Origin of the sequence: Corallococcus sp. bb12-1, from assembly GCF_026626765.1 — a bacterium.
Classification (GTDB): Bacteria; Myxococcota; Myxococcia; order Myxococcales; family Myxococcaceae; genus Corallococcus; species Corallococcus terminator.
The window spans coordinates 671,361-684,263 of the sequence record NZ_JAPNJZ010000001.1; the positions used below are offsets into that span (position 1 = coordinate 671,361).

The following is a 12,903-nucleotide window of genomic DNA, read 5'->3' on the forward strand; positions in this document are numbered from 1 at the left end:
AGGCTTACGGCAACGGGTCCTACTGGTACCCCTCGGCGTTCACGGCCTGGAAGTGGCTGTGGCGCGTCCTGAAGGGCGCGGAGGCCGGCTGCGCCTCGGGATGAAGGACGTCATCCGGCGCGTCGTCGGGAGCCACCAGGTCCACAGCATCGTCGATGCTCGGCGCTTGGATGCTCTCGGTGTACGAGGAGGGAGGCATGACGTCGGAATCATCGGCGGCCCTGCTCGGCCCGCAGCCGCGACCGGTGCATCCCGGGCTGTACACGACCGAACCCGACGAGGGCGTCTCGGTGCCAGGCTGCGTGTCGGCCTCCGGCTTCCACCCCGGCATGGAGAGCGCCATGCGCTGGTGCGACACCCTGTGGCGCGAGGGGCCCCCCATGTCACCCGACCGGGCCCGGGCCTCCATGGTGATCAACAAGGGCAGGAACACCCCCAGCACCGCCCACTGCGCCACCGCACCGGGCATCCGCGAGCGCGGGCCCGGCAGCACCTGCGTGCGCAGGCTCGCGAGGATGAACGCGGCCCCGATGGCCATGCACAACGCGAGCGCCACCACCGCCATGCCCTGCGCCGTCCAGGAGATGGAGGACAGCTGCCGGAGCTGACCCGCCGCCCGGGCCGCCTGCCGGGTGCGCTCGCCCCAGGCCGTCGCCGGCCCGGCCAGGCCATACCCCACCGCGCAGGCCGCCACCCACACCACCGCGCCCTGGGCTTCGCGCCGCAGCACGGACCACTGCGCCAGGCCCATCACCACGCCCAACCCCAGGGGCGCCAGCGCCTGCGACACCCCCAGGCTCGTGGCCAGCGCGCGAGAGCCGACCAGCCCCACCGCGAGCCCCAGCGCCGTCACCGTCACCCACCCGGACGCCTGGAGGCCCGCCTTGCGCAGCACGCGCGACTGAAGGACCCCCAACAACACCCCGGTCAGCGCGAGCGCCCCCCACTCCAACAGCCGCCGGGCCACCCCCGACTCCACCCGGGACAGCGGCGAGTAGACCGCCGCGTCCAGCAGCCACTCCAGCCCGCGCACGGAGACGCCGGAGATCGCGTTCGCGAAGGACAACCCCAGCACGGTGACCAACGCCAGCAGGACCACGTGGAAGAGACGGGAGACCATGCCCGCCAGTCTGCGCGAGCGCTCCCGGCAAGGCCATCCGGGTCGCCCCGGGCGTGCTCGCCGGCCAACGGCGGTGTCGCCCGGTGGAGGTGCGCCAGGGCCAATGTACGGCCTCCCCGTCGGGGCGGGGTTAGGCTCCACCCGGTGCGCTTCGCCTACTACCAGCGGCTGTCACCGGCCGAGCAGCGGCTCTACCGCCAGAGCGACGCCGTCACGGAGGTGCCGCTCCGGGCCCCGGCCACGCTGCGGCCCCGGGTGGACGCGGTGCGCGAGGCGCTGGGGTCCGGGGACCTGAAGGCGCTGCAGGACGCGACGGCGGCGCTGGGCGAAGCGCTGACCCGGAAGCTGGGGGTGCCGGGGGTGGCGGTGGAGGTGCTGGAGACGCGGCCCTCGGACGACGCGGGGGAGCTGCATGGGCTCTACAGCTGGGCGCCCGGGCAGCGGCCCCGCATCCAGGTATGGCGGCGCACCGCGCGCCGGGGGCGGGTGGTGGCCTTTCGCACGTACCTGCGCACGTTCCTGCACGAGCTCTGTCATCACCTGGACTTCCTCTGGCTGGAGCTGTCCGCCTCGTTCCACACAGAGGGATTCTTCCAGCGGGAATCGAGCCTCTTCCGGCAGCTCGTCCCCCCGGTGCCCGAGGCCGAATCGCCGTGAAGCGGCGGACACTGGGAAATGGAGCGCGAGCACAAGGCGCGGCCGGCGCTAGATTCGCGCCCCTATGGCGCATCCCACCGACGACAAGAACTTCCGCCTGCCCACCACCCTCCGTCCACGCCGCTACACGGCGACGGTGACCCTGGACCTGGAGGGCCGCGCGTTCACGGGCGAAGAGCGCGTGGAGCTGGAGCTGTCCCAGCCCACGACGGAGATCATCCTCCACGCCAACGCGCTGGAGCTGGGCGAGGTCACCTTCCGCTCCGGCAACGACACGCGCAAGCCCGCGTCCGCGCGCGTGATGCCGGTGAGCGAGACGGTGGTGTTCACCTTCGATGCGCCCCTGCCCGCGGGCGCCGCCACGCTGGACGTGCTGTGGACGGGCCACTTCTCCGACGGCCTGCGCGGCCTGTACGCGGCGGGTCAGGTGGCCGCGACGCAGTTCGAGGCCGCGGACGCTCGGCGCCTGTTCCCCTGCTTCGACGAGCCTGCCTTCAAGGCGCACTGGGCCCTCACGGTGCGCGTGCCGCCGGGCCACACGGTGCTGGGCAACGGTCGCGTGGTGAAGGACGAGGCGGACGGAGCGCTGCGCAAGGTGACGTTCCAGGAGACGGAGCTGCTCAGCTCCTACCTCATCGCGCTGGTGGTGGGCCCGCTCGTCGGCACGCCCGAGGAGAAGGCCGAAGGCGTGGCGGTGCGCACGTGGGCGCTGAAGGAGAAGGCGCACCTGGCGAAGTTCGGTCAGGACGCGGCGCTGCAAGTGTTGCCCCGGCTCCAGGAGTACTTCGGGCTGCCGTATGCCTTTGGCAAGGTGGACCAGGTGGGCATCCCGGACTTCGAGGCGGGCGCGATGGAGAACGCCGGCCTCATCACCTACCGGGAGGTGGCGCTGCTGTTGGACCCGGCCACCGCGCCCCTGTCGGTGCAGAAGCGGGTGGCGGAGGTGGTGACGCACGAGCTGGCGCACCAGTGGTTCGGCAACTGGGTGACGATGGTGTGGTGGGACGACCTCTGGCTCAACGAGGCGTTCGCGACGTGGATGGCGTTCAAGATTGTCGACCAGTGGCGGCCGGACTGGCGCATGTGGCTGGACTTCGACGCGCACCGGGCGAGCGCCCTGGCGCTGGACGCGCTCAAGTCCACGCACCCCATCCACGGTGAGGTGCGCAACGCGGGCGAGGCCGGTGAGAGCTTCGACGCGATTACGTATGAGAAGGGCGGCGCGGTGCTGCGGATGATTGAAGGGTTCCTGGGCGAGGTCCCCTTCCGCGAAGGCATCCGGCTGTACATGCGCAAGCACGCGCGCGCGAACGCGGTGAAGGACGACCTGTGGAACGCGCTGGGGGAGGCGGCGAAGCAGCCGGTGTCGGAGCTGGCCACGGCGTGGATTGGCCAGAGCGGCTTCCCGATGGTGTCGGTGAAGGTGGAGGGGCGCAAGGTGGAGCTGACGCAGCGGCGCTACTATTCGGAGCCGGGGGTGAAGAGCCCGGAGACGTGGCCGGTGCCCATGGTGCTGCGCTTCGAGGACAGCGCGGGGGTGCGTGAGCAGCGCGTGTTGTTCCGCGACTCAAGCACGACGGTGACGCTGGACGGCACGGGCGAGGTGAAGTGGCTGTGCGCGAACGGCGGCTCCACGGGTTTCTACCGGGTGGCGTACGAGAAGCCAGCGCTGGACAAGCTGGCGGCGCACCTGGAGACGCTGGCGCCGTCGGAGCGCATCTCGCTGTTGGCGGACACCTGGGCGCTGGTGCGCGCGGGACAGGCGCCGGTGGCGGACCTGCTGGACCTGGCGGGGCGCTTCGGCGACGAGGAGGACGAGGCGGTGCTGGACGAACTCATCGGGCGGCTCGGGTACATCGAGAACCGGCTGACGGAGGGCGAGGACCAGGAGCGCTTCCGCCGGTGGGTGGAGTCGCTGCTCGGCGGCGGGCTGAAGAAGCTGGGCTGGCAGTCGATGAAGGGAGAGCCGGACCGGGTGCGGCTGCGCAGGGCGGCGCTGGTGCGCGCGGTGGGTGGACTGGCGCGCAGCCCGGAGACGCTGGCGGAGTCACGGCCGCTGGTGGCGAGGATGCTCCAGGGGGACAACACGGCGCTGGACGCGAACCTGCTGGACACGGCGGTGGGCATGGTGGCGCGGGCGGGCGACGCGGCGTTGTTCGACGAGCTGCTCAAGCGGATGCCGACGGAGCCGGACCCCGCGACGCAGCGGCGCTACCTGATGGCGCTCACGTCCTTCGAGGATGCGAAGCTGACGGAGCGGGCGCAGTCGCTGTTGTTCTCGGAGACGGTGAAGACGCAGGACGTGGCGAGCTTCGCGACGGGCCTGTTGGGCAACCGCACCGGGCGCGACGCGTGGTGGCAGCAGTTGCAGGCGCGCTGGAAGGACATTGTCGCGCGCACGGGCGCGGCGCCCATGCTGCTGCGCCGGGTGGTGGAAGGCCTGGGCCTCTTGCGCACGCACGAGCAGTTGGAGCAGGTGAAGGCCCTGCTCCAGGCGAACCCGGTCCCGGAGGCGCAGCAGGCCACGGCGCAGACGCTGGAGCGGCTGACCCAGGACGTGGTGCTGCGCGAGCGCGTGTCCCCAGAGGTATCCGCATGGCTGAAGCGCCGGCCGTGAGGTGAAGACAGCCGGGCGGGGCGTGCTATCAGGAGACTTGGCGCGCCCTTCTCGGTGCCTCGTGAGGAGAACCGATGTGGAGGTCGCTCCTGGGCTGTGTGGCATTGGGGCTGGGGTGCTCAGCCTCCCGGCCCCCACCCGGCGTCATCCAGCCATCCCTCGGGGAACGCCTGGCAAGCATCCCAGGCCCCCTTCCCGGGCATGGGCCGTATGCGTGCTGAGCATGCTGGCCACCAGCGCGGTGCAGGATGATCCGCGCAAAAGGAGCTGCGCGCTTCCACCGGTCGTGGCGGATTCGCGTCACCCTGCCGAAAGCCTGGGCTACGTCTTCATCCTCCACAACCATCCCTTCGAGAACGAGCTCTCCGACTTCGACATCCGTTTCGCCGTCGCCATGGCGGATGTCCATGGACTGACCGTCACCACGCGGGCAGGCCCCGTTCCACTTTCCATCATCGCGTTCTTCTCCAAGGGCCATGACACCACGCAGCCCACGTGCGACGGCTTCTTCCAGTACATTCCAGCTACCGGGCAGCTCATCCGATGGACCTCGCGGGAGGGGGAACGATGGCAGCGCAAGCAGATCGCCACGCTCCGCTGGCTCGATGACACGAACTACCGCATCCAATGGCAGTAGGACTGTCTCCCTCATGCACTTGCGCCATCTCTTCCTCGTATCTGGATTGATGTTCTGCGGTTGCATGAAGGCGCATCGTCCCGAGCTGGTGGAACAGGAGCCTTCGCTCGCCTTTCCCTCTTTCGACAACGGCAAGGTGGAATCCGTGAAGGACTCGGGGAGGGCGTACGAACTGGACGGTCCCGTCCTGCGTGCCCTCTCCGTCGCGACCACGGACTTCCTTCCGCCCCCACCCCCTCCACGCCGTGCTGGGACCGGCCGGAGTCACACCGCTACCGGATCCTCCGTGAGCAGGGCGTCATCTTCATCCGCATCGAGGAAGACCCGGCCGCCTGTGGCCAGCAGGTCCCCGCCCTGCACTCCGGCGCGAAGTACGCCTTCCATGAGGATGGCCGGCTCCTGCGACGCATCCTCGATGGTCAGCCGGAGCCCCCCCTGAATCCCCCACCCACCCAGGAAGATGCAGGCGAGGATGCGGCGCCCGGCACGCCACCGCCTCCGGGCCCACAACCGGGAGGCCCGCCTCCCCGCTTCCTGCCCACCCCCTCCGATGGGGGCACCCGCACCATGATCCCGGCATCCCCGCAGGAGCCGCGCCTCCCGACCGACGGAGGCATTGGAGCCCCATGAAGACCACGCTCACCCCCGAACGCTCCGCCGCCTCCCGCGACGCCCTGCGCCGCGCCAACACGGCTTTCGCCCGCGTGTACCCGGGTGAGTCCCCGCAGCGACAGCCGGTGCACACCGTGTACGGCGGCGCCCACCTCTTCCGTGCCAACACGGCGCGGAAGATGGGCGACATCGCCCTCGCTTCCTTGCGCGACCACGCCGCTGACGGCGCCCAGCTCGCCCATGGCCTGGGCCTGCCCCAGCACGGCGGCTTCGCCCAGCGCGTCTACGCCCGCGTCGTGGACAAGCTGGAGCGCGAACCCGTGGAGGACTTCCGCCTCGACTTCGAGGATGGCTACGGCCACCGCCCCGACGCCGAGGAGGACGCCCACGCCGTCTCCGCCGCGCAGGAGGTCGCTCGCGGCCTGGAGCAGGGCACCCTACCCCCGTTCATCGGCATCCGCGTGAAGTCCTTCACCGAAGAGCTGTACGCCCGCGCCTCCCGCACCCTGGACCTCTTCGTCACCGCCCTGCTGGAGCACACCGGCGGCAGACTCCCTCCGTCCTTCGTCGTCACCCTGCCCAAGGTCACCGTGCCCGAACAGGTGACCGCCCTGGCGCACCTGCTGTCCGAACTGGAGTCCGTCCACGGACTGCCCTCCGGCGCGCTGATGCTGGAGCTGATGGTGGAGACACCCCAGGCCCTCTTCGACGCCCGCGGCCGGCCCCACCTGCGCTCCCTCGTGGAAGCGGGCGAGGGCCGCTGCTCCCACGTGCACCTGGGCTCCTACGACTACACCGCCGCCCTCAACGTCAGCGCGCACGTGCAGGGCATGCTCCACCCCGCCTGTGACTACCTGCGCGACACCGTGCAGGTGCTCCTCGCCGGCACCGGCGTGCGCCTGTCCGACGGCGCCACCACCGTCATGCCCGTGGGCCCGCACCGCAAACAGGGCGACACCCCGCTGCTCCCCACCCAGCGGCGCGAGAACACCGACGCCGTGCACCGTGCGTGGCAGGTGGCCTATCGCAACACGCGCCACTCGCTGGAGCGCGCGTACTACCAGGGCTGGGACCTGCACCCCGCCCAGCTCCCGGTGCGCTACGCCGCCGTCTACGCCTTCTTCCTGGAGGGCCTGGAGCCATCGTCCCAGCGACTCAAGGCGTTCGTGGACAAGGCCGCCCAGGCCACGATGCTCGGGGGCGTGTTCGACGACGCCGCCACCGGCCAGGGCCTGCTCAACTTCTTCCTGCGCGGCCTCGCGTGCGGCGCCCTCACCGAAGAGGAGGTCCGAGCCACCGGCCTGACGCTGGAGGAGCTGCACCGCCGCTCCTTCCGCGCCATCGTCGAGGCCCGCGCCACCCCGTCACGCTGACGCCGGAGGCTCCGGAGGCTCCGGAGGCTCCGGAGGCTGTGCCGCGCCCCGGTGCCCCAACCACTCGCGCGCCACGGCCACGTCCACCGCGAGGATGCCCAGCAGGAACAACCACGGACCGGGCCTCGCCGACAGGCCCGTCAACGCCCAGAAGGTGATGAGGCCCGCGAACACCGGCGCCACCACCGTGGGCACCGCCTGACGCGCACGCCTCACCGACGCCAGCACGCCCAGCGCCAGCAACCCCAGCACCACGCCCGTCGCCCCCATCCGGCCCCGTCCACTGCCGCCACCGCGCGTGGACGGGAACACCAGGGTGTTGAACTTCCACTGGTGGTCGTCGTGGATCTCCCGGCCGAAGTTGTCATCGACGGTGATGGTGCGCTCGCGGTGCAGATACGCCGTGGGCACCAGAGAACCGGACCACGCGCTCCACGGCAGCAGCAGCCCCAGCGCGCACGCTGTCACGCCCGCGAACACCCACCGCTTCAGCCGCACCTCCGTCGGACGCCGAGGCAGCTCCGCCCACGCCGCCGATGACAGCCGGAATGCACGCCACTGCACGGAGCCCACCACCAGCGCCGCCAGCACCCACAACAGGGCTGCCACGCCCAGCCCCAGCGACAGGAACGCCTGCGTCACGGTGAGCGCGGTGAACATCGGCAGGAACGCCGGGTGCGCGGCCCATGACACCACCGGCTTGAGCGCCTCTGGCAGCGGCCTGCCCGCGGCGCTCCACTCGCGCGCCCCCAACATCCCGGCCGCCACCAGCATCAACACCGCCCACGGCAGGTCCAGCCCACCGCCCACGAAGGGCAGCACCGGCACCAGCACCGCGGCCGACACCAGCCCCGCGCCGAGCAGCGGCAGCGAGCCTCCAGGCAGTCGCTCGCGCAACCGTGGGTCGTCCAGCACGCCCTGGACCGCGCGGCCCGCCGAGTCCACGGCCTGCTGCGCCTTCTGCGCCACATCATCCATCACCGGCGAATCCGGCGCGTCCCCAGCCCGCGTCACGGTCCGGCCACAATGGGGACACGTCCGCGACGGCGGGTCTTCAGGAAGCGGCTGACCACAGTGCGGGCAGGACATGGCGCGAGGTCCTCCTCAAAGGCAGACAAGGGCTCGCAAGCCTACACCGCGCGCCCAGTGCTTCCTTGAATCATGGCGACGGCGTCAAGGCTTCGCGCCACGCGCATGCGCGGCCGCTTCCAGCCGGGACAGGCCGCGCCTCAACTCCGCACCTACCAGAGCATGTCCTGGTCCTCGCTGACGCCCGGGACATTGGACACCGCCAGCTCACGGCCGCCCACGCGCACGGTGCCCTCGAAGAAGCCCACCGGCTGGGCGAAGTGGCTCACGATGAGGCGCAGGTTGCGCTCCTCGCGGTGCACGTAGATGGGCTTGAAGCGCAGGTCCACCGCGCCGTCGTCCGTCGTCATGCGCCAGGGATCCAACAGCTCCTTCGCGTTGTATTCGAAGCGCGCGCGGCCCACCGGGTAGAGCTTGTCTCCCAGCCAGATGGCGTTCTCGTTGGCCTCGGTGGCGCCCTCGTTGAAGCCCTCCACCAGGTTGATGCCCAGGGGCGTGCCGTCCGGCAGCCGGCCCGCCGCGAAGGCCCACCTCCAGGCGGTGTGCCGCGCCAGATAGCCCTGCGTGTAGTCCATGCCGCCCACGCCGCCGTCCAACCGGAAGCGCTTGCCGCCCGCCTCCAGGCTGCCGAAGGCCAACAGGCCACTGCGCTTCTGCGTGACGTTCACCAGCCCGTCGCCCGCCACCGGCGCGATGACGGTGAGCGCCGGAGGGCCGCCCGCCACCAGCAGCTCGCCCTTCCACTGGAAGGTCTGGAGCGACTGCGTGCGCATGCGGCTGACGTCGACCTCCACCTGGTAGCGCTCGTCGGCCTCACCGCGCTTGACGGACATCTTGCCGCCCAGCGTGCGGAACGCCGCCGTGAGGCCCGCGCCCGGCTTGTCGCTCACCTCGGCGAGCGGCCCGGGGACGCCCAGGAAGCTCACGTCGCACAGGGGCTTCTTCTCCTGCAGGTCCACCGCCACCGCGAAGGCGTTGGCCGTGTAGCCCAGGTCCACCACCGCGAAGAGGGCCGCCACCTCCTGCGTGGCGACGAAGGTGTAGTGCCAGCGCTTGCGCTTGAGCAGGCGCGTGGTGCGTCCCGGGGCCCACTTGCCCAGCAGGCGGGGCAGGTCCACTTCGGGCAGTTCGCCTTGATACGTCCCGAACCGGGGCTCCCCTTGCGAGGAGGCCACCGACGTCGGGGCGAGGGGCAGGAGGGCTTCGACTTCTCGCTCGGGCGTCATCACGTCTCATTGGACGGCACTTCGCCGCCCCTGTCACGCGAACAGGATGACAACCGGCGCCCCGACGACACTCGCGGGGAGCTTGCCGCCACGAGCCTGCCTGCTAGCTCCGGCCGAAGATGATGCGCTCCTGGGACAACAGCCGCGTGGTGAAGCGCAGGGCCACCGCCGCCACCACCAGGCACGACACGAGCGCGAGCAGGAAGGGCACCGGCCCCAATGTTTCACCGCGCATCACCTCCGCGGCGAGCATCTCCTGGCCCAGCACCGGCACCGCGAACATCCACGTCTGCGTCTGGATGGGCGACAGGGCCAGCATCATCCCTGGCAGCGTGGGCAGCACCATCAGGAGTGACAGGTACGTCTGCGCCTCCTTGAACGACCGCGCGTACGTGGACACCCACATCTGCACCGCGGACGCGGCGAGCACCAGCGGCAGCACCGCCGCCAGCATCCCCAGCGCGGCCGGCGCGTCGAACCGGGCACGTACGCCCAGGTCCTCCAGGGGCACGCGCTTCACCACCAGGAAGTATCCCAGCAGACACAGCATCACGCCCGTGGCCGCCATCGCGCACGTGGCCAGCCACTTGCCCGCCACCACCGCGCCGCGAGGGGCGGGGTTGAGCAGCAGGGGCTCCAGCGAACCGCGCTCGCGCTCTCCCGCCATGGTGTCGCTGGCCAACTGCATGCCGCCCGCGAACGCCGCCATCACCAGGAACAGCGGGATGGTGGTGAGCACCGTGGCCGCCGTCTTCTCCGGGGTGGACAGGTCCAGCTCATCCACGCGCACGGGCACCGCCAGCTCCGGTGACACGCCGCGCGCGAACAGGCGCTGACTGCCCGTCTGCTGCGAATACACCGCCAGCATCCGCTGCGCGCGCTGCACGGACTGGCGCGCCTTGTTGCGCGAGCTGTCCACCACCAGCCGCACCGCCGCGGTGTGCCCTTCGGCGAAGTCCTGCGCGTAGTCGTCCGGCACCACCAGCACCACGTCCAGCTTGCCGGCCTGCACCAGCGCTTCGTAGTCCTTCGGCGCCTCCGACAGCCTGGCGCCGTAGCGCTCCAGGAAGGCCATCAGGCTGGGCGCGTGCTCGCGGCCCACCACCGGCATCTCCAGCGGCCGGTCCTGCCGGTACCAGGAGGCCATCACGTTGAACATCACCAGGAACACGAGCGGGCCCAACAGCGGAAAGAGCAACGCGGAGCCCAGCGTCCGCCGGTCGCGCACGTGGTCGTACACTTCCTTGCGCAGCACCGTCCCGACGAGCCGCCTCATTCGCGCAACCCCTGCTCGCTGCCAATCACGCTCACGAAGGCTTCCTCCAGGCTGTCCTTGCCGGTGCTCGCGCGCAGGGCATCCGCCGTCCCGTCCGCCACCACCCGCCCCCGCGCCACCACCACGATGCGGTCGCACAGCGCGGCCACTTCCTGCATCACGTGGCTGGAGAACACCACGCAGCAGCCCTGCGCCTTGAGCCTGCGCAACAGCGTGCGCACCGACCGCGTGGCCATCACGTCCAGCCCGTTGGTGGGCTCATCCAGCAGCACGTTGCGCGGCCCGTGCACCAGCGCGCGCGCCAGCGCCACCTTCACGCGCTCGCCCTGGCTGAAGCCCTCCGTGCGCCGGTCCGCGATGTCCTTCATGTCCAGCAGCTCCACCAGCTCCTCCACGCGCGCATCCAGCGAGGCGCCGGACAGCCCGTGCAGCTCGCCGAAGTACCGGGCGTGCTCGCGCGCGGTGAGGCGCGGGTAGAGGCCGCGCGCATCCGGCAGGACTCCCAGCGCGCGCCGGGCCTTCTCCGGGTCCTTCGCCACGTCCACGCCGTCCACGGTGGCGGTGCCACTGTCGGGGCGGATGAGCGTGTAGAGCATGCGCAGCGTCGTCGTCTTGCCGGCGCCGTTGGGGCCGAGCAGACCGGTGATGACGCCGTCCTCCGCGGTGAACGTCACGTCCTCCACCGCGGTCACCTTGCCGAACTGCTTGTGCAGGTTCCTGGCTTCAATCATGGGCGCACGGCTTTCCTGACCTACGGCACGGGGCCGGCGAAGGAGGTGAAGAAGGGCGGCCGCTTCAGGCCCTTCCCACAGTCGGGCGTGAGGCCCTCCACGCTGCCGCGCGTGAGCACCTCCGCCATCAGCGAGCGCGCGCAGTCCGCGCCCACCGTGTTGTGTCCCAGCCCCGGCACCACCACATGCAGGCTGTGCGACAGCGTCCGCTTCGCCTCTTCACCCCAGGGCGGCGGCGTCACCGGATCCAACTCACCGGACAACAGCAGCGTGGGGATGTCCGACACCACCGGCTCGCGGAAGCTCTTCGGCACCTTGGACTCGGGCCACTGCGCGCACGCCTTCTTCACGTCCATCGCCATGCGTGAGCCGAACCAGGTGCCCTTCGCCTCGCGCTCGGCGTCCACTTCCGTGAAGAAGGGCGCGTCCTCCGCGCACACCACCGCCAGGTACAGGCCCTGGCTGGTGGTGCGGGCCACCTCGTCCGTGAGGCCCAGCGACAGCGCGACGAAGGTCGTCCAGTCCTCCTTCGACGCGCGGTCCAGCATCAGCGGCACCAGCGACGCGACGTCCGGGCTGTAGAGCAGCGAGAACAGCTCCGACAAGAAGACTCGCCGGGAGAGGACGAAGTCCTCCGTCACGCCCGTGCGCGGATGGGCCAGGTGCACCTTCGCGGGGGCGGCGTCCAGCTTCGCGAGCAGCGCCTCGGTGCGCGCTCTCAGGTCCGGGTACGCCGTCGCGCAGACGGTGTCCTTCGTGCACGACTCCAGCAGCAAGTCCAGGGCGCGCTGGCCGTCGCGCGCGGCGTACAGCGGCAGGTACTGCCCCATGGGGGCCACGCCATCCAGGATGGCGGTGCGCACGCGGTCCGGGTGCTGGCGCATGTACACCAGCGCCGCGCGCGTCCCGTAGGAGACGCCCCACAGGTTCACCTTCGCGTAGCCCAGCGCCTCGCGCACGTCGTCCAGGTCATCCATCGCGATGGACGTGGTGTAGAGCCGCTCGTCCGCCTCCCAGCCCTTGCGACACTGGGGCAGCACGTCCGCGTCCTCGCGGTCCGCGAAGCGCTCCGCCAATGACACGCGCGAAGGATTGAGCGCGTCACAGTCCAGCGGGTTCGAATCCCCCGTGCCGCGCTGATCCACGAAGACGATGTCGCGTTGACGGCGGATCCGCTCCAGCGCGGGCAGGATGCGCGTGCGCGAGGCCGCCTGGCCGGGGCCGCCCGCGAGGAAGAACAGCGGATCCTCCTTGGGCTGCGACGCGAGCGCGGGCACCACCACCACGCGCAGGGAAATCTTCCGTCCCTTCGCGGCGGCCCGGTCCTCGAAGACCTCCAGCGTGCCGCACAGCGTCTGCGCGGCCACCCCGTCCAGGCGGCAAGGCTTCAGGGCCATGCGCCGCATCGCGGCAGAGGCCGTTCCAGCGCCTCCCGGAGCCTCCGGGGTGGCCCCGTTGGACGGGCGGGAGCAGCCAGCGAGCGCCAGCAGCACCATCAGCGCGAAGAGCGCCCAAGGCCCACGCGAGAGCCCGCCGGGCGCTCCCGAAGAGGTGGCGAGGGGGTG

At 71.0% G+C, this 12,903-nt stretch carries 10 protein-coding genes; 4 read left to right on the plus strand and 6 right to left on the minus strand.

The genetic code is table 11. The annotated features are described in order from the left end of the window. Positions 1-19: 19 nt before the first annotated feature. The gene (locus OV208_RS02805) at positions 20-1,120 is read right to left on the minus strand and encodes a hypothetical protein (RefSeq protein ID WP_267572237.1); all 1,101 of its coding nucleotides are present in this window, start codon (positions 1,118-1,120) and stop codon (positions 20-22) included. Between the two features lie 144 nt (positions 1,121-1,264). Here OV208_RS02805 and OV208_RS02810 point away from each other — a divergent pair, with 144 nt between their 5' ends. The 4 genes from OV208_RS02810 (at position 1,265) to OV208_RS02825 (ending at position 7,016) form a co-directional block, all read left to right on the plus strand. Further along, the gene (locus OV208_RS02810) at positions 1,265-1,777 is read left to right on the plus strand and encodes a hypothetical protein (protein WP_267572239.1); all 513 of its coding nucleotides are present in this window, start codon (positions 1,265-1,267) and stop codon (positions 1,775-1,777) included. A 64-nt stretch (positions 1,778-1,841) separates the two neighbouring features. After that, positions 1,842-4,394 (plus strand): M1 family metallopeptidase, encoded by a 2,553-nt coding sequence (locus OV208_RS02815; protein ID WP_267572241.1) that lies wholly within the window; start codon positions 1,842-1,844, stop codon positions 4,392-4,394. Positions 4,395-4,608: 214 nt separating this feature from the next. Then, on the plus strand, positions 4,609-5,031 hold the full coding sequence (locus OV208_RS02820) for a hypothetical protein (protein WP_267572243.1): 423 nt from the start codon (positions 4,609-4,611) through the stop codon (positions 5,029-5,031). Positions 5,032-5,657: 626 nt separating this feature from the next. Beyond that, positions 5,658-7,016: a DUF6986 family protein gene (locus OV208_RS02825; RefSeq protein ID WP_267572245.1), complete on the plus strand. Its 1,359-nt coding sequence runs from the start codon at positions 5,658-5,660 to the stop codon at positions 7,014-7,016. Here the strand turns inward: OV208_RS02825 and OV208_RS02830 are convergent. From OV208_RS02830 to OV208_RS02850, 5 genes are all read right to left on the minus strand, one after another. After that, positions 7,008-8,030 (minus strand): hypothetical protein, encoded by a 1,023-nt coding sequence (locus OV208_RS02830; protein WP_267572247.1) that lies wholly within the window; start codon positions 8,028-8,030, stop codon positions 7,008-7,010. The two genes, OV208_RS02825 and OV208_RS02830, sit on opposite strands and share 9 nt — an antisense overlap. A gap of 227 nt (positions 8,031-8,257) precedes the next feature. Next, the gene (locus OV208_RS02835) at positions 8,258-9,331 is read right to left on the minus strand and encodes a DUF2804 domain-containing protein (protein ID WP_267572249.1); all 1,074 of its coding nucleotides are present in this window, start codon (positions 9,329-9,331) and stop codon (positions 8,258-8,260) included. 103 nt (positions 9,332-9,434) lie between these two features. After that, positions 9,435-10,607, minus strand: coding sequence for an ABC transporter permease (locus OV208_RS02840; protein WP_267572250.1), 1,173 nt, complete (start codon positions 10,605-10,607; stop codon positions 9,435-9,437). Further along, positions 10,604-11,338 carry an ATP-binding cassette domain-containing protein gene (locus tag OV208_RS02845; RefSeq protein ID WP_267572251.1) on the minus strand — a complete coding sequence of 245 codons (735 nt, stop codon included), beginning with the start codon at positions 11,336-11,338 and terminating at the stop codon, positions 10,604-10,606. Before OV208_RS02845 ends, OV208_RS02840 begins: the two co-directional genes overlap by 4 nt. A gap of 20 nt (positions 11,339-11,358) precedes the next feature. Beyond that, entirely contained in the window at positions 11,359-12,834 is a 1,476-nt protein-coding gene (locus tag OV208_RS02850) for an alpha/beta hydrolase (RefSeq protein ID WP_267572803.1), read from the minus strand. Positions 12,835-12,903: the final 69 nt, after the last annotated feature.

Coding starts and splice junctions, on each gene's coding strand:
- OV208_RS02805 (WP_267572237.1), bottom strand. CDS start 1,120: ATGGTCTCCCGTCTCTTCCACGTGGTCCTGCTGGCGTTGGTCACCGTG.
- OV208_RS02815 (WP_267572241.1), top strand. CDS start 1,842: ATGGCGCATCCCACCGACGACAAGAACTTCCGCCTGCCCACCACCCTC.
- OV208_RS02825 (WP_267572245.1), top strand. CDS start 5,658: ATGAAGACCACGCTCACCCCCGAACGCTCCGCCGCCTCCCGCGACGCC.
- OV208_RS02835 (WP_267572249.1), bottom strand. CDS start 9,331: ATGACGCCCGAGCGAGAAGTCGAAGCCCTCCTGCCCCTCGCCCCGACG.
- OV208_RS02840 (WP_267572250.1), bottom strand. CDS start 10,607: ATGAGGCGGCTCGTCGGGACGGTGCTGCGCAAGGAAGTGTACGACCAC.
- OV208_RS02845 (WP_267572251.1), bottom strand. CDS start 11,338: ATGATTGAAGCCAGGAACCTGCACAAGCAGTTCGGCAAGGTGACCGCG.
- OV208_RS02850 (WP_267572803.1), bottom strand. CDS start 12,834: ATGGTGCTGCTGGCGCTCGCTGGCTGCTCCCGCCCGTCCAACGGGGCC.